The sequence below is a fragment of the Streptomyces sp. NPDC002209 genome (assembly GCF_042890265.1).
GTDB lineage: Bacteria > Actinomycetota > Actinomycetes > Streptomycetales > Streptomycetaceae > Streptomyces.
In genome coordinates this window covers 24,421-46,007 of record NZ_JBIARX010000025.1, presented here as the reverse complement: position 1 = coordinate 46,007, position 21,587 = coordinate 24,421, and the positions used below count along the sequence as shown (strand labels likewise).

Here is a 21,587-nt window from a genome sequence, read left to right as displayed (position 1 = left end):
CTACGATGGACAAGGAAGATGAACCGACCCACCAGCCGACGGCGGCCCGCAGGGGCCTGCCGGATACCGGCTTCGGCGCCGCTCGCGGCGCGGCGGAACCAGGGGCCTGGAAGGGCCTACGTGCACGAGGAAGGATCCAGGCCATGAGCTCGCTACTGACTTCAAGCGATCTCGCCCACGAGGACAAAGTGGTGTGGCTGGAGGACCCTGAAGAGCTCGATTACGTGCGCCAGGCCCTGGACAAGACCCCCCGCCGCCGGGGGAAGCCGCGCTACCACCGCGACGGGCGCATGATCGGCTTCACCGAGCTCGGTGACACCGCGGAAGCGGATCCCGACAGCGGCCTGCAGAAGCGGCGCGTCTTCTACCTGCTGCCGCACGACCGGGACGCCGAGCCCGAGGGGCTGTACCGGGAGGGCGCGCCGGGCGAGGCCGTGGACCCGCGGACGATCGAACCCCGGCAGGTCGGCCGGAAGACCCTGCGGTCGCAGCGAGGGCTGTCCACGCCGACGGTTGCCTGATGCCGGCTTTCGTCTGATGCCGGCAGTTGGTTGATGCCGGCAGTTTGCGGATTCAGTCCCTCCGGTCCCTTCAGACCCTTCCGCCGTCCCGTGCGATGGCTGGAAAGCGCTTCAGGTAATGGCGAAATTCAGTCCCTCTGGTCCCTTCGGTCCCTCCGGCCGGGGCTTCAGAAGGCGAAGTCGACGTAGTCGATGTCGGTGAACTCGACCAGCAGCCCCTGGGCGCGGGAGCCGTTGTCCTTGAAGTACATCTCCTGGAGGGCTTCGGCCGCGATCTGCTGCAGCCGGGCCTCGGCGGCGCCGGCTGCCTGGGCGCTGAAGAGGCGGGCCGCGTACTCCGGGGGCAGGTGCTGGGTGATGCGGCGCATGCGGCCGTCGTCGGTGGTGCCGGGAGCCGCGGTGAAGCCGAAGCGGGCGCGCGTCTCGATGACCAGGCCGGTGGTCGAGGCGGCCCTGTCGCGGGCGCGCTTGCGGACCAGGGGCTGCCAGCGGCGGCGCACCTCGGACTCGAGGCGGGTGGCGAGGGCCGGCTTGGGCTGCTTGATCTGGTCCTTGACGTACCGCTCGACCGTGCGCTGGGAGATGCCGAGCAGACGGGCCGCCTCCCGGGTGGATTTGAGCTGCTTGACGAGGAAGCGCATCTGGGCGCCCGCCGACTTGGGGACGGGACGGGTGAAGTGCAGTTCGTCCGCGCGGGTCAGGCTGTCGTCGATCTGGGTCATGGGGGACTACTACTCTCCGTCGGCTGCCGCGTCGTGGCCCTTGATGTGGCGCGCGGGGTTGTGGTTCTCGTCGAGCATCTGCACGGCCCAGAGGAGGGGCTGGGTGCCCTCGTGCTTGACCATGCCAGGGCTGACGCCGAGGCGGAAGCCGCCGGGCAGCGGCTTGCCTTCGGGGGTGCGGGGGAGGAAGTCGAGGGGGCTGGGGCCGTCGGAGAGGTACACCGCGCAGTCGGAGAGGACGGCGATGGGGTACTGGCCGGCGGCCGTGGCGAGCTTGTTCATCTTGCGGTGCATGTTGACGCGGGCCGTGGAGATGACGGCGGCGCGGATGTCGGGGCGCCAGGTGGGGCGTTCGAGGGCGGGCCAGGGTTCGCCCGGGCGGTAGCCGGCGCCCTGGGGGCGTTCGCGGAGCTTGCCGATGCCGCCCTTGACGGTGGACTTGATGGCCGAGAGGACCGGCTTCAGGACCGGGTCGGAGTGCTGCTGCAGCTCCGCCATCGCCGCCAGGAACTCGGGTTCGGGCAGCGTCGAGGTGATGCCGAGGTCCGCCATCGTGGCCATGTAGGCGTCGCGGAGGCGGGTGTACCAGGCGTCGAGGTACGGGCCGTGGTCGAGCCGGAGCCAGGCCTCCGTCGGGTGGACTTCGTGGCCGAGCTCCTGGGCGTAGGCGAGGGTCGGCGTCGCGTACCAGGCGGGACCGGTGGGGGGCCGGCCGTGCGGGGTGAAGGGGCTGGGGAGGCGCGGGTCGAGGGCGATGGAGGAGAGGTCCGCCAGCCAGCAGCCGGGCAGCTTCGGGTCGAAGCGGGGGCCGGTGCGGTGGGTGGCGGGGCCGAGGCCGACGGGGAGCCGGTTGGCCGCCGCGGCGAAGGCCATGTTCACGTCGATGCCGACGGCGTGGGTGCGGGTGCACTCGGCGTCGGTGAGGAGCTCCGGGTCACGGATCCAGTCGTACGCCTCTTCGTCGAGGACCTCGGCCGGGGTGCGCTGGTGGGAGCGGGGGTAGAGGGCGGCGACCACCGGGTGCTCGTCGGGGGCCTCCGGCGGAGCCGGGTCGACGGGGCGGGTCAGCGAGCCGGGGACCGGGGCCGACACCCACGTGTTGGTCGCTTCGTCCTTCGCGGCACGGGTGGGCGGGCGCAGGGCCGTCATGAGTTCGAGGCCCGTGACGGCGGTGGAGCCGCGGGGGGTGAGGACGCGGGACGCGTAGGTGGTGAGGAGCTCCGCGAGTTCCGGGGCCGGGAGGTCGGGGGTGCCCTCGCCCCAGGCGCGGGGGTCGAGGGCTCCCCACGGGAGGATCGCGAGCTGGACGCACTGGCGGCCGGTGGAAGGGGTGGCGGGGCGGTAGATGCGGGGCCAGGGACCGAAGCCGCGTCGGGTCAGCTGCCACTTGGCCTTGGCGAGCTGCTTGATGACCGGGTGGTTGTCCGGGAGGCGCAGGCCGCGGCGGTCCTCGAGGACGGGGGGGAGGCCGAGGAGCTCCAGGGCGGGGGCTGTGAGGACGAGGAGGGGATCGCCGTCCTTGCCGTTGCGGTGGAGGCGGGGGGAGCGGAGGCCGGCGTCGGGGCCGAGGGCCCAGGTGAGGAGGGCCGGGAGGCCGCCGGTGGTGGGGTGGTCGAGGACGAGGCCGGCGGTGGTGTGGGCCTGGCCGGTGCCGGTGAGGACGGCGAGGGGGCCGTTCCCTTCCAGGGGGGTGGGGTGGGTCCGGCGGCGGGGCCGTTGGGGTGTGGCCGGGGGGTGGGCGTTAACGGCGTTAACGCCGTTAACGGTCGGGGCCGGAGCCGGGGTCGCCGGTGCTGCCGAGGCTTCCGCGTTAACGGCGTTAACGGTCGGGGTCGGGACGGGTGCGGGGGCTGCCGCCTCCGGGGGCTCGGCGCTGACGGCGTTAACGCCGTTAACGGTCTGGGGCGTCGGGGTGGGGCCCTGCGGGGCTGTTCCCCTCCCCGCCCCTTCCCGAAACTGGGGCTCCGCCCCAGACCCCGGGCGCGTGGGGGTCGCGGCGCCCGCGGCGCGCGGGGCAGCCATGGGGGCTGCCGCGCGGGCTGCCGGAGTGGCTTGGGGCCCTGCGGCGGCGGGGGCGTCAACGGCGTTAACGGGGGCGGTCGGAGCGACGGCGTTAACGGCGTTAATGCTCTGTGCCGGAGTGGCGGTCGCGTCGGCGGTGAGCGGGGTGGCGTTAACGCCGTTAATGCTCGATGCCGGGGGCGGGGCGGTGTTAACGGCGTTAACGGTGGGCGCCGCGGCCTGGGCGGCGTTGACGGTGCGCGCCGGGTTGGGGGCGTCCTGGTGCGCCTCGGGGAGCGGGTTGGTGGGGGGTACGGCGTTAACGCCGTTAACGGGGTGGAGGGTGGAGAGGCCCTCCAGGAGGCGGGCGTACGCGGCGCGTTTGGGCGGGCGGGGGGCGGTGCGGCCCGTTTCCCACGAGGTGACCGTTTCTCGGCGGACGGAGAGGGCCTTGGCGATCTGGTCCTGGCTCAGGCCGGCGGCTTCGCGCAGGCGCTTGCGCTCGTCCGGGTGCGGGAGCGGGTCCTGGGCGGCTGCTTCCTCGAGCAGGGCGTCGACCGCTGCGAAGAGGCTCTCTTGTTCGTTGGGCATCGGTACCTCCAAGGTCAGCCTATGCGAATCGCACGACCGAACGCACACGAAACGCACGTGGGGGCGTTAACGGCGTTAATGCCGTCAGCGCCCCCGTCGTGGGTGTTGCCTCGGATGCCCCGCTCAGAGTCGCAGCAGCAGGAGCTCGGTGACGGCCTTGAGGTCGTCCGGGGTGAGGTGGGCCGTCAGGGCGTCCGCGATCGTTTCCGGGGTGTCCGTCGCGATCGTGATCCGGGGTGTCGTGGGTGCTTGGGGTGCCTGGGGTGCTTGGGGTGCCTGGGGTGCCGGGGGAGTGGAGGGAGGGGGGGTGTTAACGGCGTTAACGGTCGGCGCCGGGTGGGCGCGCTGGCGGGGAGGGGTGACGGTGTTGAGGGTCTCGTCTGCCGCGGCCTCCTGGCGCTCCTGGGGGAGGCGGCCGATGCGGCGGGCCGGTTCGACCTTGAGCTCGCCCGTGTCGACCTTCTCCTGGAGGCTCGGAGTGAGGTTCAGGAGGGCCAGGCGCTGGGAGACCCAGGCCGCCGTCTTGCCCAGCCGCTTGGCGACCTGGGCCTGGGAGCCGTGGACGTCGACGAGTTCCTGGAGGGCGCGGGCCTGGTCCATGGGGGCGACGTCCACGCGGTGGACGTTGGCGATCAGCGCGGATTCGAGGATGTCCGCAGCGGAGGTGGACAGGGCGTCGTTCACGTGGATGTGCATGGTCTTCAGGCCGGCCAGCTGGGCCGCCGCGAGGCGCCGGTTGCCGTCGATGACCACGTACGGGGCGCGCCCCAGCCCGTCGGTCTGGCCCGGGTGGGCCTCCATGAAGGCCATGCGGGTGGCGACCGCGAGCGGCTGGAGCTGGCCGCGGGAGACGAGGGACTGGGCCAGCTCCTCGAGTTCGGTGAGGTCCTCGCGGAGGTTGAACGGGTTGTGGGCCAGTGCCTCGATGGGGACCTCGGACGGCGGGACCACCCCGGAGGTGGGGGCGCCGGTGGCTTCCGCGATCGCCGCGCGGCGCGAGCTGACGCCGACCGGCTGGGCCCGCGCGAAGGACGCCGAGACTCCGAGTTTGTCGGCCTTGCTCATGAGATCTCCCTAGCGAGGGCGCGCATGGCGATCGCCTGGTCACCCTTGGGCGAGTAGACGAAGAGGGGCTGCTTCACACGGACGGCTTCGCGCTGTTCCTTGAGGTCCGGTACGACGGCGACGACACGCGGATCCTTTATGTCCATCCAGGCCTGGAGGGAGGAGGTCGCGATGTAGCCGCGGCGGCCGTCGTAGAGGTTGACGACGAGGCCGAGGTAGTCGATGTCGAGGCTGAGGTCGTCGCGCAGGTCGTTGATCTGGGACGTGAGGAGGTCGTACGCGTCGGCCGACGAGTCCTCCGCCTGTACGACGATCAGCGCGCCGGAGGCGCCCGGCTGTTCGGTGTCGCGGCGGCGCCCGTAGTAGATGGCGGCGTCCATGCTGAGGCCGAGGCTCGGCGGGCAGTCGATGAGGATGACGTCGTAGTCGGATTCGACGGGGGACAGGGCGCGTTCGAGGGCGGCCTCGCGGGCGCGGACCGTGGAGAGGCGGACGTCGAGGAGGAAGGCGTCCGTGCACGCGGGCAGGAGGTGGAGGCGGTTGCCGAAGCGCTGGTCCGGGATGGGGACGATCAGATCGGCGAGGGGGCCCTTGGACTCGCCGGCCATGTGGCAGGTGAGGCTGTCGCCGCCGATGGGCAGCGGCTGCTGGCCGAGCTGCTTGGTGAGGTGGCCCTGGGGGTCGAAGTCGACCAGCAGGACGCGCATGCCGAGGCCCGGGAGGTCTTCCAGGTCCAGGGGGGTCGTCTCGGGGTGGGGCTGCTCGCTCTGCCTGCCCTCGTCGGATGCCGCGGCGCGGGCCAGCTGGCGGGCGATGCGGACCGGGTGGAGGGTCTCCGGGTCCTCGGCGAGGGCCTCGGCGGTACCGGCGGTGATGGCGGTCTTGCCGACGCCGCCCTTCTGGTTGCACACGACGATGCGGCGTACGACGGAGGGCCGCTTGACCGTGGGCGCCGGGTTCATCTCCAGCCAGAGGCGGACCGCTTGGGCCAGACCCTGGATGAGGGAGACACCGCGGTCCTTGGAGTCGGCGCGGAAGGATTCCCACTGGCCGGCGGGCAGCCAGGTGGAGAACGATTCGGCGCCCGAGGTGTCGACGGGGGAGGGGGCGGAGGCGAGGGCGCTCCATTGGGCGATCCCCTGGTGGACGGCGTCCTGGATGTCCACCCGCAGCTGGGCGGTGCGGATTTTCAACTCCTGGCGGAGCCACGGGGGGAGCTTGGAGACGACCTTCTCTCGGTCGCTCTGAGACGAGGGCGAAGTCATGAGAGGGACTTTACTAACGTTCGCGGGTGGATGTGGGCGCCACGCTTGGGTTTTGCTAACGAAGGGGTGAAGGTGCGGGTGCCGCGGCCGGATCCGGGTACGCGACAGGGCGGCTTCGCACACGCCGTAGCGAGCACCCCCGTGGTTCGCCACGGCGTGTGCGAGGCCGCCCTGGATGCGTCGTCAGCCGACCGGAACCGCAGAGGACTCCGGGGCGGGCAGACCGAGTTCGGCCCGGCAGGCGGGCGAGCCCGCCGGGTCGAAGAGGGGGATGCGGTGCGCGGGCACGATCCCCGGGAGCAGGAAGTTCCACAGGTCGACGATCCGGGAGTGCAGGTCTGCGCGGCCGGTGCGGACGTGGGAGGTGACCTGGATTCCGGTGAACGAGCCGACGAGGAGCGTCGAGAGGGCGTACGCGTCGAGCGACGGGAGGATGTCGCCGCGCTCCTGGGCCGGCTTCAGGCAGGCGTGGGCGGTCTCGATCCAGGCGTTGTACGGGGCCGGGTCCGGGTTGGTGAAGGAGCCGAACTCGATGACCAGGCGGATGCCGGCGCGGATGCGGACGTTCGCGCGCAGTCCGTATGCCATCTGGTGCGTCAGGTCGATGACGGTCTGGAGACCTGGTTCCTCGACGGCGGGGACGCCTGCGGCGACCTCGAACTGCTCGTCCATCAGGGTGCGGGCGAGGGCTTCCTTGGACTGGAAGTGGAAGTACAGGGCGCCCTTGGTGACCCCGGCGTGCTTGACCACGTCACTGAGGCTGGCGCCGCCGAAGCCGAAGCGGTCGAAGGCGATGGCCGCACCGTCGAGGATCGCCTGCCGGGTGATCTCGGCGCGTTCCTGACGGGCCCGTGCCATGTGCTCTCCCTGCCGCTTGCCGCCCGCTGGTGCTTGGCGGTTCGTGTCTGTTGCCGGGCTCGTACAAGGTCAATCTAGTGGGGCGGCAGCAAAGAAAACCAGTCGACAAGTATTTTTTGGCGAGGGGCGGGTGACGGTTTGTGGGGTGCTGGGGTGGTTTTTGCTATTACTTTTTGGGAGGACAGAGCCGTCTCAGGGCTCCTGGGGGAGCCCCTCGTGGCGCTTCGGCCCGGGGCCGAGACCGTTAACGGCGTTAACGCCGTTAACGGTCTCCGCGGCTTGTGTCCCGTGGCGTTAACGCCGTTAATGGTCCGGGCCCGGGCGGGGGTTCCGCGTACCGGTCCTCGCTGGGACAGGCGTCCGGCGTTAACGCCGTTAACGGCGTTAACGGTTCGGGCTCCCCGGGTCGGGCCCTCGGCGTTAACGCCGTTAATGGTTCCCGCCGGGTGGGCCTGCGGCGTTAACGCCGTTAACGGTGGGCGGGCCTAGGATCGGGGAGCAGTTCGCCGAGTGGAGTGATCCCGGGTGTCCGATCGACCGGGACCGGTGAGGCGAGGTCGGCGCCCTCAGGGGGTGCGCGGGGCGGTCACGGTGTCCAGGGCGGCGAAGGCCACCGGCCACGGGAAGTGGGACGGGGCGTCGGGGCCGGCCGGTCCGGGGACGAAGCCGTCCTCGCCGTAGAGGACCGCGACGCCGGCGCCGCGCAGGGTGGCCAGGGACAGGTCGAACTGCGGGTGCGCGGCGAGGGCGGCGTTCGTGCAGGGCATGGTGACGACCGGGGTGCCCTTGCCGATCGCCTCGGCGGCGACGCCGACGGCGAAGCGGTCGGTCAGACCGAGGGCCCACGAGTTGAGGGAGTTGAACGTGGCCGGGGCGAAGAGGATGGCGTCGGCGGCCGGCCATACGTCGGGCTCGCCGGGGAGCTTGTACTGCCAGCGCACGGGGTGACCGGTCAGGGCGGCAAGGCCGTCGAGGCTTCCGGAGAGCCAGTGCGCGGCGGTCGGGGTGAGACCGAGGCAGACGTCCCAGCCGCGGGACTGTGCGTCCTCGATGACGTGGGCCACGTCGAATACGGGCGGGGCGGCGGAACAGAGCAGGTAGAGCGTCCTCGTGGGGGTCATACCGCCATGTGATCACATGAGTTGATCTCGACCATAGTGGAGGTGGCGCGATCGGCCATATGGGCGAATGTCGGATGACTGTACGAATCCCCAGTCCTGGTCGGAGCGGGCGCGACAGCCGGAACGATTTCCCAGATTCTTCGGCTCCCGCCGATGAGTTCCGGGCGGGACTCGCGTCTACCTCTGTGACAGCCGAGCACGACGTACGGACAGGAGCACCCCAGACATGAGCGAGCCGGTGAAGGGCCCCGCCAGCTACTTCCCTTCGATCGAGAAGAAGTACGGACGCCCCGTCGCGGAATGGAAGGACCTGATCCGGTCCTCTCCGCTGAGCAAGCACATGGAGCTCGTCTCCTGGCTCAAGACCGAGCACGGCCTGGGGCACGGCCACGCCAACGCCCTGGTCGCGCACACCCTCGGCGAGGACGCGGGGCGGGCCTGAGCAACGGGCGCCGCACGCGGGAGCGGGTCTTGGACGTACGCGTATGGAGCTGAGCTTTTCGGCGATGTTCCGTCTCGCTGCGCCGGGCTTGACTGGAGCCATGACACAGACACCGCAGCACACGAAGAACGCCGCCCCCTCCACCCTCGTCATCGGGGGCAACGGCAAGACCGGCCGGCGCGTCGCCGAGAAGCTCCGGCTCCAGGGCCGGGCGGTCAGGATCGGCTCCCGTACCGGAGCCCCCGCTTTCGACTGGAACGCCCCCGTCACCTGGGGCCCGGCGCTGGAGGGCGTCGACCGGGTGTACGTGACCTACCACCCCGACCTCGCCTTCCCGGGGGCCGCCGAGCAGATCGGCGCGTTCTCGCAGGCGGCCGTGGCCGCCGGGGCGCGCCGCCTGGTCCTGCTGTCCGGCCGGGGCGAGGAGGCCGCGCAGCGCGCCGAGGAGAGCCTGAAGGCTTCCGGGGCCGACTGGACGGTCGTCAGGTCCAGCTGGTTCAACCAGAACTTCGACGAGAGCTTCTTCCTGGAGCCCGTACTGGCGGGGGAGATCGCCCTGCCGACCGCGGACGCCGTGGAGGCCTTCGTCGACGCCGACGACATCGCCGACGTGGTGGTGGCCGCGCTGAGCGACGACCGGCACATCGGCAGGACGTACGAGCTGTCCGGACCGCGGCTGATCAGCTTCACCGACGTCGCCGCCGAGCTGTCGAAGGCGACGGGGCGCACGATCACGTACGTCCCCGTCTCCCTGGAGGCGTACCGCGCGGTGCTCCGCGAGCACGGCCTGCCGGAGGAGTTCGCCGACCTGTTCACGCTGATCCTGGACGGGCGCAACGCGCATCTGGTGGACGGGGTGGAGGAAGTGCTCGGCCGGAAGCCGAAGGACTTCGCCGAGTTCGCCCGTGATGCGGCGGCGACCGGTGTCTGGGACGTCTGAGTCCCTGTTGCGGGGCGGGCCTCCGGGAGAGGATGGGCCCATGGACACGCTGAGCGGCCTCCTCGAAGGCCCCAAAGCCCGGGGCGCCTTCCTCCTCAAATCCGTCTTCAACCCGCCGTGGGCGGTGCGGATCGAGGACCGGGCCCCGCTGTCGGTGGTCACGATGGTGCACGGGGAGGGCTGGCTGCTCCCCGACGGGGGCACGCCCGTGCTGATCGGCCCCGGGGACGTGGCCGTCGTACGGGGGCCCGAGCCGTACACGCTGGCGGACGCCCCCGGTACGCCGGTGCAGATCACGGTGGACCCGGAGCAGCGGTGCAGCACGCGGGCGGGCGAGGACGTCAGCGAGTCCATGGCGCTGGGGGTGCGGACCTGGGGCGCGGCGTTCCAGGACGCCGGGTCGGCGGTGATGCTGAGCGGCACCTACCAGGGGCCGAGCGAGATCGGCCGCCGGCTGCTGGGCGCGCTGCCGACGGTGCTGGTCCGGCCGGCGGCGGCCGCGGACACCACCCTGATCGGGCTGCTCGCCTCGGAGATCTCCCGGGACGACCCGGGCCAGGAGCTCGTCCTGGACCGGCTGTTGGACCTGCTGTTGATCGGGGTGCTGCGTACGTGGCTCGCGGACCCCGGGTCGGGGGCCCCGGGCTGGTACCGGGCGCAGGGCGATCCGGTGGTCGGGCGGGCGCTGCGGCTGCTGCACGAGAACCCGGCCCACGGCTGGACGGTGGAGGAGCTCGCGCAGAAGGCGGGGGTCTCCCGGGCCTCGCTGGCGCGGCGGTTCACGGACCTGGTCGGGGAGCCGCCGATGGCCTACCTGACGGGGTGGCGCCTGGCGCTGGCGGCCGATCTGCTGCGGGAGCCGGACGCCACGGTGGCGACGGTGGCCCGACGGGTGGGCTACAGCTCGGCGTTCGCGCTGTCGACGGCCTTCAAGCGGGTCCGCGGGGTCAGCCCGCAGGAGTTCCGTACGGGGGCCGCCGCCCCGGTCGGGGGCCCGGCGGCCGCCGGGCCCCCGCGCACGGTGGTCCTGCCGGACACGACCTAGGCGGGCGGCAGGTCCAGTACGCCGACGGTCTGGCCGCCGCTCGCCTCGCCGGTGAGGCGGAAGCCGAGGCCCAGGTAGAACGGCTCGGGGGTGCCGGCGCCGGGCTCCCAGGTGACGTACGCGCGGTCGGCGCCGCGGCGCCGGAGCTCGGCGGTGACGGCCTGGACCGCGAACCGGCCGTAGCCCTTGGCCTGGTGGGCGGCATCGACGTTCAGGCGCCAGATGCCCGAGCGGATGTCGGCGGGGTCCCTCTCCGGGGCCCAGGCGATGTCGACGAAGGCCATGACGAAGCCGACGACCTCGTCGCCGTCGAGGACGGCGCGCGGCCAGGCGGTGTCCCCGTGGACGTAGGCCTCGGCCAGGGACTTGACCACGGGGGAGACGAGATGGGCCTGGTCGGGACGTACCTGTACCGCGCACACCGCGTCGAAGTTGGCTGCGGTGACCGGCTCCAGGCGGAGTGCGGAGGTGCTCATGGCCGCACCCTACCGAGGGTGTGTCCGGCGCAGGCACCGAAGATTTTCGAGATGACAGCACAACCCGTGGCAGTACGACCATATCGACCAGATGGGAGCCTCTCGTGCAGACGAACACAGCCGACGGCAGCAACCGGATCGCGACCGTCCTGCTCATGGTCTCGACCGTGCTCGTGGGCCTGATGGCGGGCCTGTTCTTCGCGTTCGACGTCTCGGTGATGCCGGGCCTGGCGCGGGGCGACGAGCGGACGTACGTCACCGCGATGCAGAACTTCAACGCGGTCATCGACGGGAACGGGCTGTTCGGCACCGTCTTCGTGGTGGCCCTGCTCGCCGCCGTCGCCTCGGCGGTCCTCGAGTACCGCAAGGGCCGGCGCGGGGTCGCGGTGTGGGTGGGGGCGGCGGCCGCCCTGTACCTCGTCGTCCTGGTGATCACCTTCACCGTGAACATCCCGCTGAACAACGAGCTGGCCGACGCGGGCGACGCGGCGAAGCTGACCGACTTCTCGATCGTGGACAAGTTCAAGGGGACCTGGGTGACCACGAACATCATCCGCACCCTGCTCTGCACGGCGGCCCTGACGGCCCTCGCGCGGGCCCTGGTGCTGTACGGGCGGGCCACCGCGCGCTGAGCCGCGGCGGCGTCAGAGGCGGCCGTGCAGTACGAGGGCCCAGGCCAGGCAGCCGAGGGCGATCGTGCACAGCAGCGTCCGCCAGCGGTTGGCCGGCACCCAGCGCGACGCGAAGGCGTCGCGGACGGCGGCCGGATCGGCGATGCGCTCGACGGGACCGGCCTGGTCCAGGGCGTTGTTGAGCGGGATGTTGACCCTGCCGGTGACACCAAGCTGGAGGGCGTACGCGACGAGCGCACCGATCAGCGGCGGCGCCACCTCGCCTGCGCCGGAGGCGAGGTGCAGGGCCAGCGCGAGGCCCGTGAACAGCAGGGAGCCGAGGAAGCCGATCATGAACCAGCCGTTGATGATCGCGACGTTGATGCGCTGCATGACCGCGATGAACGTCCGGTCGTCCGAGCGTCCCAGCGCCGGCATCACCGAGACGTCGAAGGCGAAGAACAGGCCCGCCATCAGGCCCGTCGTGATCGTCGCGGCGATGAGTGAGACGAGCCCTGCGATGTCCACGTCCGTTTCCCCCTGGTGGTGGTCTGCTCGGCGTCCGCTCGTGGCCCGTGACTGGTCTGTGCATGGTCTGTGCATGGTCTGTTCGCGGTCATGCACGGGTCATCGAATCGTCAAGGCTGCCGATCGTAGGGGCAGTAGGGCCGCGTGTCGCGGGGGATTCACGGGGATGTCCGCCGTCCGGGGAACGGAAGTCCTCCCCGGAGCGACTCTCTGAGCGGGCACCATGCACCTGCCGTCGTCTACGCACCGCGCAATCCCTGGAGGGACACACGTGAAGGACTCGAAGGACAGGCTGGAAGACCTGCGGGCCGAGATCGAGCGCCGCAACCCCGCGCAGCCCGAGTTCCACCAGGCGGTACGGGAGGTCCTCGAGAGCCTGGCCCCCGTCTTCGCCGCCCGGCCCGAGTACGCCGACCCGGCCGTGGCCCTGGTGGAGCGGCTCACGGAACCCGAGCGGCAGATCCTCTTCCGCGTCCCGTGGCAGGACGACCGGGGCCGCGTCCACGTCAACCGCGGCTACCGCGTCGAGTTCAACAGCGCGCTCGGCCCGTACAAGGGCGGCCTGCGCTTCCACCCGTCGGTGGACATCGGCGTGGTGAAGTTCCTGGGCTTCGAGCAGATCTTCAAGAACGCCCTGACCGGCCTGGGGATCGGCGGCGGCAAGGGCGGCAGCGACTTCGACCCGCACGGCAGGTCGGACGCCGAGGTCATGCGCTTCTGCCAGTCCTTCATGACCGAGCTGCACCGGCACATCGGCGAGCACACCGACGTGCCCGCCGGGGACATCGGCGTCGGCGGCCGCGAGATCGGCTACCTCTTCGGCCAGTACCGGCGCATCACCAACCGCTGGGAGGCCGGCGTCCTGACCGGCAAGGGCCAGGGCTGGGGCGGGTCCGCGATCCGGCCGCAGGCGACCGGCTACGGGAGCGTGCTGTTCGCCGCCGAGATGCTGGCGGTCCGGGGCGAGTCGCTGGACGGGCTGACCGCGGTGGTCTCCGGCTCCGGCAATGTCGCGCTGTACACGATCGAGAAGCTCCAGCAGCTCGGCGCGAACCCGCTGACCTGCTCGGACTCGAAGGGCTACGTCGTCGACGACAAGGGCATCGACCTGGCGCTGCTCAAGCAGGTCAAGGAGGTCGAGCGCGGGCGCGTGAGCGACTACGCGGCGCGCCGCGGATCCTCGGCACGGTTCGTGCCCGGCGGGCGGGTCTGGGAGGTGCCGGCGGACGTCGCCTTCCCCTCCGCCACGCAGAACGAACTGACCGCGCAGGACGCCCGTACGCTCGTCGCGGGCGGGGTCAAGGCGGTCTCCGAGGGCGCCAACATGCCGACCACTCCCGAGGCCGTACGGATCCTGCAGGAGGCCGGGGTCGCGTTCGGGCCCGGCAAGGCGGCCAACGCGGGCGGGGTCGCGGTCAGCGCCCTCGAGATGAGCCAGAACGCCGGGCGGGTGGCCTGGAGCGCGCAGCGGGTCGAGGACGAGCTCGCCGGCATCATGCGCTCGATCCACGCCGTCGCGTACGAGACCGCCGAGCGGTACGGGGCCCCGGGCGACTACGTCACCGGCGCGAACATCGCCGGGTTCGAGCGGGTCGCGGACGCGATGCTGGCGCAGGGCGTCATCTGACCGGGCGGGGCCCGGGGCTTCGGCCCCGGGCCCCGTGCGGGGGCGCTGCGGATGCGGTGCGGCGCGGTGGGTGCCGCCGGGCGGCAGCGGGCGGGCGGAAGCGGGCTTTGACTCCGCCTCGAGCGCAGGCGGGCCGGTGTCGCCCGGTGGGCGGGAGCCGGGCCGTAGCCTGGGGCCGACCAGGCCGAAGGAACACCGAGGGGGACGTGACCGTGCTGACCGCATTGGACGGGGTGTACGGCGACCGCGAGGACGCGATCGGCGTCGCGGGGCGGACCGCCTCGTACGAGGAGCTGCTGGGCGCCGCGCGCGCGGTGGCAGCCGACGTGGCCGGGGCGAAGGCCTTCGCGGTGACCGCGACGGCCTCCCTCGAGACCGTCGCGGCCATGGTCGGCGGGCTGCTGGCCGGGGTGCCGTTCGTACCGCTGCCGCCCGACGCCGGGCCCGCCGAGCGCGAGCACATCCTGCGGGACTCCGGGGCGGAGCTCGTGGACGTGGACTTCGCCCGGCGCTCCGACTGGAACGGGCCCGCCGCAGCCCCCGAGGACCCGGCGCTGGTGCTGTACACCTCCGGGACCACGGGCGCGCCCAAGGGCGTGGTGCTGACCGGCGCGGCGCTGGCCGCCGACCTGGACGCGCTCGCCGGAGCCTGGCAGTGGAGCGCCGAGGACACGCTGGTGCACGGGCTGCCGCTGTTCCACGTGCACGGGCTCGTGCTCGGCGTGCTCGGGGCCCTGCGCACCGGCAGCCGCCTCGTGCACACCGGGCGGCCGACGCCCGAGGCGTATGCGGCGGCGGGCGGGAGCCTGTACTTCGGGGTGCCGACCGTGTGGTCCCGTATCGCCGCGGCCCCGGAGGCCGCGGCCGCGCTGTCCGGGGCCCGGCTGCTGGTCTCGGGCAGCGCCGCACTGCCCGCGCCGGTCTTCCGGGACCTGGAGCGGCTGACCGGGCTGCGGCCCGTGGAGCGCTACGGGATGACGGAGACGCTGATCACCGTCAGCGGGCGCGCGGGCGGCGAGGTCCGCCCCGGTACGGTCGGCACCCCGCTCCCGGGGACGAGGACCCGGATCGCGGCCGAGCCGGGCGCGGAGATCGGGGAACTCCAGCTGACCGGGCCGACGTTGTTCGCGGGATACCTGGGACGTCCGGAGGCCACGGCGGCCGCGTACACCGAGGACGGGTGGTTCCGTACGGGCGACATCGCGGCCGTGGACGAGGCGGACGGGGTGCACCGGATCGTGGGGCGGGCCTCCATCGACATGATCAAGTCGGGCGGCTACCGGATCGGCGCCGGGGAGATCGAGAACGCACTGCTGGACCACCCCAAGGTCAGCGAGGCCGCGGTGGTGGGGGTGCCGGACGCGGACCTGGGGCAGCGGATCGTCGCCTTCGTCGTCGCGGAGGGGGTGACGGGCGCCGAGCTCACGGAGTTCGTCGCCGCGCACCTGTCCGTGCACAAGCGGCCGCGCGAGGTGCGGTTCGTGGCGGCGGTTCCGCGCAACGCGATGGGCAAGCCGCAGAAGAAGCTGCTGCTGACGGGCGAGTTCGGCCCGCAGGCGGGCTGAGGGGCGGGGCCGGGGCCTTCGGCGGGGCTGTTCGGCGGGGCCCCGGGGCAGGCTAGCTGGGCGGGCTAGCGGGGTTCCCGGACCAAGTGCCGGGCCAGGAGCTCCAGGGCCTCGGTGACCTCCGGGAGGCGGGCGGCCTCGGCGGTGCCGAGGGCCTTCGCGAGGGCGTCCTCGACCTTGGAGGAGCCCGCGGCCCGGACGGCGGCCACGCGGTCGGAGACCGTCGGGGCCGGGCGGACCAGCGTGCGGCGGCGGTCGGCGGGGTCGGGGGCCGTCCGGACGGAACCGGCCTCGCGGAGGCGGGCGACGGCGGTGGAGACCTGGCTCTGGGGCAGCCCGGTGCGCTGAGCCGTCTCGCCGACGGTGGTGTCGGGGTGCGCGGCGATGTCCCCGGCGACGATGACCACGGAGCGGGTGCTGCCCGCGTACTGGCCCGGACCGCCGGGGGGTTCGGGCAGGGCTTCCTCGCCGAGCTTCATCAGGGCCCGGCCCAGCAGGAACAGTTCGATTCCATCCATGGAGGCAAGATACATCAAGGTGGATACATCTCTCTTGATGTATCTGATTCGATGGATTAGGCTGATCGCAGAGCAGCGGGCGAAGGCCGTTGCGGCAGACATCTTGGGGGAGTCGTCATGTCCAACACCGTTCACGGCAACAGCAACACCATGGGGATCCTGGCGGTGGCCGGTGCCACGCTGCACTACCGCATCCAGGGCTCCGGCCCGCTGCTGCTCATCGCACAGAGCGGGGAGGGGGACGCGGACCGCACCGTCGACATGGTTCCCCATCTCACCGATACCTTCAGGGTCCTGACCTACGACCGCCGCGGCCTCTCGCGCAGCCGGCTCGAGGAGCCCGGGCGGACCACCTCGCTCGAGGAGCACGCCGAAGACGTGCACCGGCTGCTCGCAGCCGTCACGGACGAGCCCGCCCTGATGCTGGGGTGCAGCATGGGAGCCCTGATCGGGCTGCACGTGGCCGCACGGTATCCGGGGCAGGTGAGCACCCTGGTGGCCCACGAGCCGGTGGCCCCGCGGCTGCTGCCTGCGCAGCTGCGGGACCGTCACGAGGCGGAGCTCGCCGGGCTGCAGGGGCTGTACCGGGCGGGCGGGCTCAGCGGGGTGTTTGCGGAGATGGCCCGAGCGGTGGGCATCGACCCCTCCCGGCAGGACACCGAGCCGGGCCTGACCCCGCAGCCGATCGACGACCAGCGGCGCGCCAACTTCGACTACTTCATCGAACACGACCTGTCGGCGGTCATCGGGGACACCCTCGACCCGGCCGAACTGGCCCGCACGCAGACCCGGATCGTCCCGGCGGTCGGTGCCGAGACACCGGCAGGGGTGTTCGACCACCGGTGCGCCATGGAACTGGCGGACCTGCTGGGGGCCGGGATACAGACCTTCCCGGGCGGGCACAACGGGAACACCACGCACCCCAGGGCCTATGCGGAGAAGCTCCGGTCTTTGCTGACCACCCCGTAATCGGCGCGGCAGGAGGGGGGATGCCTGGGGACGTCGTCCGCATTCCCCTCCCTGACTGTTCGCAGCTTCCGCCTCTTCACGGTCGGCCAGGCCGTCTCCGCCATCGGCACATGGATGATGATCGTCGCCCAGGACTGGCTCGTGCTGTCCCTGAGCTCCGACTCCGTCACCGCCCTCGGAACGGTCACCGCACTCCAGTTCACCCCGATCCTGCTGCTCACCCTGTACGGCGGCCTGATGGCCGACCGCTATGACAAGCGGCGGCTCCTGGTCGCCGCCAATGTCGCCGCCGGGGGCCTGGCGCTGCTGCTGGCGGTGCTCGTCCTGGCCGGTGAGGTCCGGCTGTGGCACATCAACCTGCTGGCCCTGGCCGTGGGCTGCATCAACGCCGTGGAAACCCCGGCCCGGATGGCGTTCGTCAGCGAGATGGTCGGTCCGGAGCTGCTCCCCAGCGCCTCCGCGATCACCGCCACGTACTCCAACATCGCGCAGATCGTCGGACCCGCCGGGGCAGGCCTGCTCATCAGCGCCGTCGGCACCGGCCCGGTGATGGTGATGAACGCCGTCACCTTCTTCGGGACCGTCATCACCCTGTGCCTGATGCGTCCGGCGGAACTGCACGAGCCGCCCGTACAGGAGAAGCCGGCCGCCGGGGCGGGGGTGCGCGACGGCCTGCGCTACACGGCCGGGCGGCGCGACCTCGTCCCGGTCATCGGCCTGGTCGCCGCCGTCAGCCTGTTCGGCATGTTCACCACGGCGATGGCCGTGGGGTCCCTCCTCGCGGCCCTGGCCACTGCCGGGCGGCGGGTCCGGCCCTCCGCCCGCATGGTCGTCGTGGCCGCCCTCGGCTTCGGTGCCGTCGAGGCCGCCGCGGGCTGGGCACCCACGGCCGTGACGGCCGTGGCCCTGCTGGCCCTCACGGGTTTCGCCACGCTGTACTTCGCCCAGGCCACGTACCAGCACATACAGCTGGGTACCGATCCGCAGTACCGCGGCCGCGTCATGGCCCTCTACATCCTGATCCAGCAAGGCTCCACACCGCTCGGGGCCCTGCTCATCTTCGCGGCCCTGGTGACGCGCCTGGCACTCCGCTCGGCCCCGGCGCGGGAGGAACTCCCGGGTGGGGACGGATCGGCAGGTGCTCGCTCCCGGCTCGGGGCAGACCGCAAGGGGGCTCGAACGGGCCTGGAGGAGGCGGGCACGGGGCAGCGACGGACGGAAAGCGACTGAGCAATCTTCCAGTCGCTCCGAGAAGAACAGCAAAATCCCAGGCCAGAGGCCCTGGTTGGGGGGAGGCAGCGACTGAAGCGACCGAAGCCCCGGGCTTATGGCGACATTCGTGCGCGTGTGTGTGCGCGTGTGCATGCGTCATATATGGGGGACTTCAGTCGCTTCAGTCGCTGTTCTGCCTTGCGCAAGGCTGTGACCTGGTGTTCTGTGCAGCGGGCGGCAAGCGACTGAACAGGCGTCAGTAACTGTGGCTTCAGTCGCTCAGCCGCTCGGTCGCCGACGCCGCCTGAGCGGCGTACATCTGTTCTGGCTCAGGTATCCCTTGTCTCACAGGGGTTTCGCTAATCTGATTTTGGGCGTTGAGTCGCTTCAGTCGCTGATGGGGGAAGTGAATGGCAGCTGAGCTGCGGGTTTCGCGCAGCGACGCGGGGCAGTTCATGCGAGCTGCCCCTGGTGGGTCGCACCCCCTGACGACTGCCCTGTGGTGTGCGAGCCAGGGATGGCCGGTTCACCCCCTCGCACCGGGCCGCAAGACACCCGTGGGCAACTGTGACCCGTGCCGGCCCTCCGGGCACGACCGGGCGGGCTGTGCCTGCCTCGCCGCGGGCCGCTGGTGCCACGGCTTCCATGCGGCCACGCTCGACCCGGACCGGATCGAGCAGTGGTGGGGAGCCCGCCCGGACATGGGTGTCGGCGTCGCCACCGGTGCCGCCGGCCTGGTCGTCATCGACATCGATGCGCACGGCCGGGAACTGCCCGACCGCAACCGGCTGCTGCCCGGCGTCGGGATCAACCCCGAGGTCGACCTGACCGGACTGGCCAACGGCTTCCACACCCTGGGCGTACTGGCCGCCCTGCGCGGCTGCGCGAGTCCGGCGGACGACGGCTCCACCCTGCGAGTACGGACTCCGTCCGGCGGGCTGCACGTGTGGTACCGCGACGACGCGGCCCGGCGCTGGCAGTGTTCGGCCGGGTCGGGCGGCAGCCGGGCCCTGGCCTGGCAGGTCGATGTACGCGCGCACGGCGGGTACATCGTGGCCCCGGGCACCGTCACCCGCTCGGGCGTCTACCGGCCGGAGGGAGCCGTGCGGCAGCCCGCGCCGCTGCCCGGCTGGCTCGCCCGGGAGCTGGAGCGCACCGGGCACCTGCCGTCGGCGCTCTCGTCCCCGGCGGTGTCCGGGCCCCGGCCCGTACCGCCGCGCGCCCGGCAGGCCGTCATCGCTGCGGGCGGCGAACGCGGGGCTTCGGAGCGGGTCCTGGCGGGGGTCCTCGCCGAGGTCGCCGCCTGCGCAGCCGTACCTGAGGGGGCGGCGTTCTCCGAGAAGCTGAACCGTGCCGCCTACACGGCGGGCGGACTGGTCGCCGCGGGGTACGTCACCCGGGCCGAGGCCGCCCGCGCCCTGCAGGAGATGGCCGAGCGGGCCCGCCCCGGGCAGCAGCGCCGGTGCAGCGCCATCATCCGCGGCGGCCTGGGCGCGGGTCTGGCGCGCCCGCTGGCGCTCGGAGGCCGCGTGTGAGCGTGGAGAACGACAGCATGCTGTCCGGCTTCGACGTGCAGGCCGTCGCCGCGCAGATCCTCGCGCAGCCCGTCCCGGCGCCCCGGGAGTCCGTGGAGTCCGGCGATTCCCGGGGCTCCCGCACGGGCTCCGCGGGCCCGGACGCGGACGCCGCCGGCATCGCGGCGGCGGCGGCCGGCGAGGCGACGGCGGACGGACTGCTGCCCGACACGCTCACTGATCGCGGCAACGCCAAACTGTTCGTCAAGCTCTACAGCAACGACTACCGCCACGTGCCCGGCATCGGCTGGTTCCGGTGGGACGGCACCCGCTGGCAGATCGACGAGGACGACACGGTCGTATGGGCCGCCGGAGACTTGGCGGAGAGCATCGCCGGCACCGACCCCCGCGGGATCCACACCTCGGCCGCGCTGCAGCAGCACCGCCGCCGTGCGCTCAGCACGAGCGGGATGAACGCGATGCTCACCCAGGCGAAGTCTGCGCCGGGCATGGTGCTCAACGCGGCGCGCCTGGACGCCGACCCTTACGCGCTGTGCACGCCCGCAGGAGTCGTCGACCTGCGCACCGGGCACGTCCGCCCCGCCGAGCCCACGAAAGACTTCCACTCGCGCTCCACCTCGGCGGCGCCCCGGCCGATGCCCACCCCGCGCTGGAACCGCTTCCTGACCGACACCTTCGGCGAGGGGGCCGAGGGCGCGCAGATGATCGACTTCCTGCAGCTGCTGCTCGGCTACTCCGTCACCGGCGACGTGGGTGCGCAGGTCATGCCGTTCCTGTTCGGCTCCGGCAAGAACGGCAAGTCCGTACTGCTGGATGTCCTGATGAAGCTGCTTGGCGACTACGCGGACGCGGCGCCCCCCGGGTTCCTGATGGCCCGCCCGTACGAGGGCCATCCGACGGACCTCGCGGAGCTGCACGGCCGGCGGGTGATCGTGTGCAGCGAGGTCAAGCCGGGCGACCGTTTCGACGAGGCCCGCGTCAAGCTGCTCACCGGCGGCGACCGCATCAAGGCGCGCCGGATGCGGCAGGACTTCTTCAGCTTCGAGCCGACGCACAAACTGTGGCTGCTGGGCAACCACCGCCCCGAAGTGGGCACCGGCGGCTTCGCGTTCTGGCGGCGCATGCGGCTGATCCCGTTCGAGCGGGTCGTCTCCGACGACCGCAAGATCGACAACCTGGCGGACATCCTCGTCACCCAGGAGGGGCCGGGCATCCTCAACTGGCTGATAGAGGGGGCCCGCCGGTACCTCGGCGGAGACAAGGACCTCACGGGTCCCGAGCGGGTCCGCATCGCGACCACGGCGTACGCCGAGACCGAGGACCACACCGGGCGCTTCATCGGCGAGACCTGCCGGCTCGAGCCCGATCTGCGGGCGGAGCAGGCCCTGCTCTACGCGGCCTACAGGAGCTGGTGCCAGAATGAGGGGGCCCCGGCGATCTCGTCCCGGGCTTTCGCGGCACGTGTCCGCGAGGCGGTGGGGCTGGCGTCGCCCAAGCAGATGATCCTGTCCAACCAGCGCAAGTACTACCCGGGCATCGGCCTGCTCGCGGACGAGGAGACAGCATGAGCGCCCTCATCGCAGAGGACGAGATCGTCCACGAAGTGGACCTCGTCTGGCTCGAGGACATCAGCCGGCTCGACTACGTCCGCCAGAGCCTCGACCGGCTGCCGACGCGGCGCGGCAGGCCCGCGTACCACCGCGACGGACGGATGGTCGGCTACGCCGTGCTGGGGCCGGGCGCCAAGCCTTCCCGCTCCTCCGGCACGTTCCGGCGCCGGGTGTTCTGGCTGCTCCCGCACGACCGGGACACCGCCCCCGACGGGCTGTATGCCACGGGGGCGCCTGCGGAGGCCGTGGACGCCAAGACCTTGGCGCCGGGCATCAAGGGGCGCAAGACCGAGCGCTCCGAGGGCGGACCGATGTCGTCGGCGATGCGGGGCTGATGCCGTGGGCGTCCGGAGTGGGCGTCGGCG

Annotated in this window: 21 protein-coding genes; 12 read left to right on the top strand and 9 right to left on the bottom strand. The window is 72.0% G+C overall.

The annotated features are described in order from the left end of the window. Positions 1 to 143: 143 nt before the first annotated feature. A complete protein-coding gene (locus ACFYXK_RS31010; RefSeq protein ID WP_383519908.1) occupies positions 144 to 521 on the top strand; it encodes a DUF6009 family protein in 378 nt (125 codons plus the stop codon). A 167-nt stretch (positions 522 to 688) separates the two neighbouring features. Here the strand turns inward: ACFYXK_RS31010 and tpg are convergent, their stop codons facing one another. The 6 genes from tpg to ACFYXK_RS30980 form a co-directional block, all read right to left on the bottom strand. After that, positions 689 to 1,243: a telomere-protecting terminal protein Tpg gene (tpg, locus tag ACFYXK_RS31005; RefSeq protein ID WP_389414154.1), complete on the bottom strand. Its 555-nt coding sequence runs from the start codon at positions 1,241 to 1,243 to the stop codon at positions 689 to 691. Between the two features lie 9 nt (positions 1,244 to 1,252). Further along, positions 1,253 to 3,835, bottom strand: a complete 2,583-nt coding sequence (gene tap, locus ACFYXK_RS31000; protein WP_389414153.1) for a telomere-associated protein Tap — start codon at positions 3,833 to 3,835, stop codon at positions 1,253 to 1,255. A 123-nt stretch (positions 3,836 to 3,958) separates the two neighbouring features. Continuing rightward, positions 3,959 to 4,900, bottom strand: coding sequence for a ParB/RepB/Spo0J family partition protein (locus ACFYXK_RS30995; RefSeq protein ID WP_389414152.1), 942 nt, complete (start codon positions 4,898 to 4,900; stop codon positions 3,959 to 3,961). Further along, positions 4,897 to 6,165 carry a ParA family protein gene (locus tag ACFYXK_RS30990; RefSeq protein WP_389414151.1) on the bottom strand — a complete coding sequence of 423 codons (1,269 nt, stop codon included), beginning with the start codon at positions 6,163 to 6,165 and terminating at the stop codon, positions 4,897 to 4,899. Before ACFYXK_RS30990 ends, ACFYXK_RS30995 begins: the two co-directional genes overlap by 4 nt. Before the next feature lie 183 nt (positions 6,166 to 6,348). After that, positions 6,349 to 7,023, bottom strand: coding sequence for a ScbR family autoregulator-binding transcription factor (locus ACFYXK_RS30985; RefSeq protein ID WP_389414150.1), 675 nt, complete (start codon positions 7,021 to 7,023; stop codon positions 6,349 to 6,351). A 566-nt stretch (positions 7,024 to 7,589) separates the two neighbouring features. Continuing rightward, positions 7,590 to 8,144, bottom strand: a complete 555-nt coding sequence (locus tag ACFYXK_RS30980; protein WP_389414149.1) for a flavoprotein — start codon at positions 8,142 to 8,144, stop codon at positions 7,590 to 7,592. Between the two features lie 226 nt (positions 8,145 to 8,370). Between ACFYXK_RS30980 and ACFYXK_RS30975 the strand changes: the two genes are divergently transcribed. The 3 genes from ACFYXK_RS30975 to ACFYXK_RS30965 all read left to right on the top strand — a co-directional run bounded on the left by ACFYXK_RS30975 (position 8,371) and on the right by ACFYXK_RS30965 (position 10,571). Next, positions 8,371 to 8,586, top strand: coding sequence for a DUF4287 domain-containing protein (locus ACFYXK_RS30975; RefSeq protein WP_389414148.1), 216 nt, complete (start codon positions 8,371 to 8,373; stop codon positions 8,584 to 8,586). Between the two features lie 100 nt (positions 8,587 to 8,686). Further along, entirely contained in the window at positions 8,687 to 9,526 is an 840-nt protein-coding gene (locus ACFYXK_RS30970) for an NAD(P)H-binding protein (RefSeq protein WP_389414147.1), read from the top strand. A gap of 40 nt (positions 9,527 to 9,566) precedes the next feature. Beyond that, positions 9,567 to 10,571 (top strand): AraC family transcriptional regulator, encoded by a 1,005-nt coding sequence (locus ACFYXK_RS30965; RefSeq protein ID WP_383519933.1) that lies wholly within the window; start codon positions 9,567 to 9,569, stop codon positions 10,569 to 10,571. On the opposite strand, the gene ACFYXK_RS30960 is transcribed toward ACFYXK_RS30965, so the two are convergent. Further along, complete coding sequence (locus ACFYXK_RS30960) at positions 10,568 to 11,047, bottom strand: GNAT family N-acetyltransferase (protein ID WP_389414146.1); 480 nt, start codon at positions 11,045 to 11,047, stop codon at positions 10,568 to 10,570. The genes ACFYXK_RS30965 and ACFYXK_RS30960 overlap by 4 nt on opposite strands. A 104-nt stretch (positions 11,048 to 11,151) precedes the next feature. On the opposite strand from ACFYXK_RS30960, the gene ACFYXK_RS30955 reads away from it, so the two are divergent. Beyond that, positions 11,152 to 11,679, top strand: coding sequence for a DUF1772 domain-containing protein (locus ACFYXK_RS30955; protein ID WP_389414145.1), 528 nt, complete (start codon positions 11,152 to 11,154; stop codon positions 11,677 to 11,679). Positions 11,680 to 11,691: 12 nt separating this feature from the next. Here the strand turns inward: ACFYXK_RS30955 and ACFYXK_RS30950 are convergent, their stop codons facing one another. After that, entirely contained in the window at positions 11,692 to 12,186 is a 495-nt protein-coding gene (locus tag ACFYXK_RS30950) for a DUF1772 domain-containing protein (RefSeq protein ID WP_389414144.1), read from the bottom strand. A 271-nt stretch (positions 12,187 to 12,457) separates the two neighbouring features. Between ACFYXK_RS30950 and gdhA the strand changes: the two genes are divergently transcribed. Continuing rightward, entirely contained in the window at positions 12,458 to 13,813 is a 1,356-nt protein-coding gene (gdhA, locus tag ACFYXK_RS30945; protein ID WP_389414143.1) for an NADP-specific glutamate dehydrogenase, read from the top strand. A 212-nt stretch (positions 13,814 to 14,025) separates the two neighbouring features. Continuing rightward, positions 14,026 to 15,378: an AMP-binding protein gene (locus ACFYXK_RS30940; protein WP_389414185.1), complete on the top strand. Its 1,353-nt coding sequence runs from the start codon at positions 14,026 to 14,028 to the stop codon at positions 15,376 to 15,378. Positions 15,379 to 15,443: 65 nt separating this feature from the next. On the opposite strand, the gene ACFYXK_RS30935 is transcribed toward ACFYXK_RS30940, so the two are convergent. Further along, the gene (locus ACFYXK_RS30935) at positions 15,444 to 15,896 is read right to left on the bottom strand and encodes a MarR family transcriptional regulator (protein ID WP_389414142.1); all 453 of its coding nucleotides are present in this window, start codon (positions 15,894 to 15,896) and stop codon (positions 15,444 to 15,446) included. 117 nt (positions 15,897 to 16,013) lie between these two features. Here ACFYXK_RS30935 and ACFYXK_RS30930 point away from each other — a divergent pair, with 117 nt between their 5' ends. From ACFYXK_RS30930 to ACFYXK_RS30910, 5 genes are all read left to right on the top strand, one after another. Further along, entirely contained in the window at positions 16,014 to 16,865 is an 852-nt protein-coding gene (locus ACFYXK_RS30930; protein WP_389414141.1) for an alpha/beta fold hydrolase, read from the top strand. A 24-nt stretch (positions 16,866 to 16,889) separates the two neighbouring features. After that, a complete protein-coding gene (locus ACFYXK_RS30925; RefSeq protein WP_389414184.1) occupies positions 16,890 to 18,095 on the top strand; it encodes an MFS transporter in 1,206 nt (401 codons plus the stop codon). A 392-nt stretch (positions 18,096 to 18,487) separates the two neighbouring features. Further along, the gene (locus ACFYXK_RS30920) at positions 18,488 to 19,612 is read left to right on the top strand and encodes a bifunctional DNA primase/polymerase (protein WP_389414140.1); all 1,125 of its coding nucleotides are present in this window, start codon (positions 18,488 to 18,490) and stop codon (positions 19,610 to 19,612) included. A 17-nt stretch (positions 19,613 to 19,629) separates the two neighbouring features. Further along, positions 19,630 to 21,180: a phage/plasmid primase, P4 family gene (locus ACFYXK_RS30915; protein ID WP_389414183.1), complete on the top strand. Its 1,551-nt coding sequence runs from the start codon at positions 19,630 to 19,632 to the stop codon at positions 21,178 to 21,180. Further along, entirely contained in the window at positions 21,177 to 21,557 is a 381-nt protein-coding gene (locus ACFYXK_RS30910) for a DUF6009 family protein (protein WP_389414139.1), read from the top strand. The genes ACFYXK_RS30915 and ACFYXK_RS30910 overlap by 4 nt, the downstream gene beginning before the upstream one ends. The last annotated feature ends 30 nt before the right edge of the window (positions 21,558 to 21,587 follow it).

Bases quoted from the DNA above. Each gene is read 5' to 3' on its own strand.
- ACFYXK_RS31010 (WP_383519908.1), top strand. From the start codon at position 144: ATGAGCTCGCTACTGACTTCAAGCGATCTCGCCCACGAGGACAAAGTG.
- tpg (WP_389414154.1), bottom strand. From the start codon at position 1,243: ATGACCCAGATCGACGACAGCCTGACCCGCGCGGACGAACTGCACTTC.
- tap (WP_389414153.1), bottom strand. From the start codon at position 3,835: ATGCCCAACGAACAAGAGAGCCTCTTCGCAGCGGTCGACGCCCTGCTC.
- ACFYXK_RS30995 (WP_389414152.1), bottom strand. From the start codon at position 4,900: ATGAGCAAGGCCGACAAACTCGGAGTCTCGGCGTCCTTCGCGCGGGCC.
- ACFYXK_RS30990 (WP_389414151.1), bottom strand. From the start codon at position 6,165: ATGACTTCGCCCTCGTCTCAGAGCGACCGAGAGAAGGTCGTCTCCAAG.
- ACFYXK_RS30985 (WP_389414150.1), bottom strand. From the start codon at position 7,023: ATGGCACGGGCCCGTCAGGAACGCGCCGAGATCACCCGGCAGGCGATC.
- ACFYXK_RS30980 (WP_389414149.1), bottom strand. From the start codon at position 8,144: ATGACCCCCACGAGGACGCTCTACCTGCTCTGTTCCGCCGCCCCGCCC.
- ACFYXK_RS30975 (WP_389414148.1), top strand. From the start codon at position 8,371: ATGAGCGAGCCGGTGAAGGGCCCCGCCAGCTACTTCCCTTCGATCGAG.
- ACFYXK_RS30970 (WP_389414147.1), top strand. From the start codon at position 8,687: ATGACACAGACACCGCAGCACACGAAGAACGCCGCCCCCTCCACCCTC.
- ACFYXK_RS30965 (WP_383519933.1), top strand. From the start codon at position 9,567: ATGGACACGCTGAGCGGCCTCCTCGAAGGCCCCAAAGCCCGGGGCGCC.
- ACFYXK_RS30960 (WP_389414146.1), bottom strand. From the start codon at position 11,047: ATGAGCACCTCCGCACTCCGCCTGGAGCCGGTCACCGCAGCCAACTTC.
- ACFYXK_RS30935 (WP_389414142.1), bottom strand. From the start codon at position 15,896: ATGGATGGAATCGAACTGTTCCTGCTGGGCCGGGCCCTGATGAAGCTC.
- ACFYXK_RS30930 (WP_389414141.1), top strand. From the start codon at position 16,014: ATGTCCAACACCGTTCACGGCAACAGCAACACCATGGGGATCCTGGCG.
- ACFYXK_RS30920 (WP_389414140.1), top strand. From the start codon at position 18,488: ATGGCAGCTGAGCTGCGGGTTTCGCGCAGCGACGCGGGGCAGTTCATG.
- ACFYXK_RS30915 (WP_389414183.1), top strand. From the start codon at position 19,630: ATGCTGTCCGGCTTCGACGTGCAGGCCGTCGCCGCGCAGATCCTCGCG.
- ACFYXK_RS30910 (WP_389414139.1), top strand. From the start codon at position 21,177: ATGAGCGCCCTCATCGCAGAGGACGAGATCGTCCACGAAGTGGACCTC.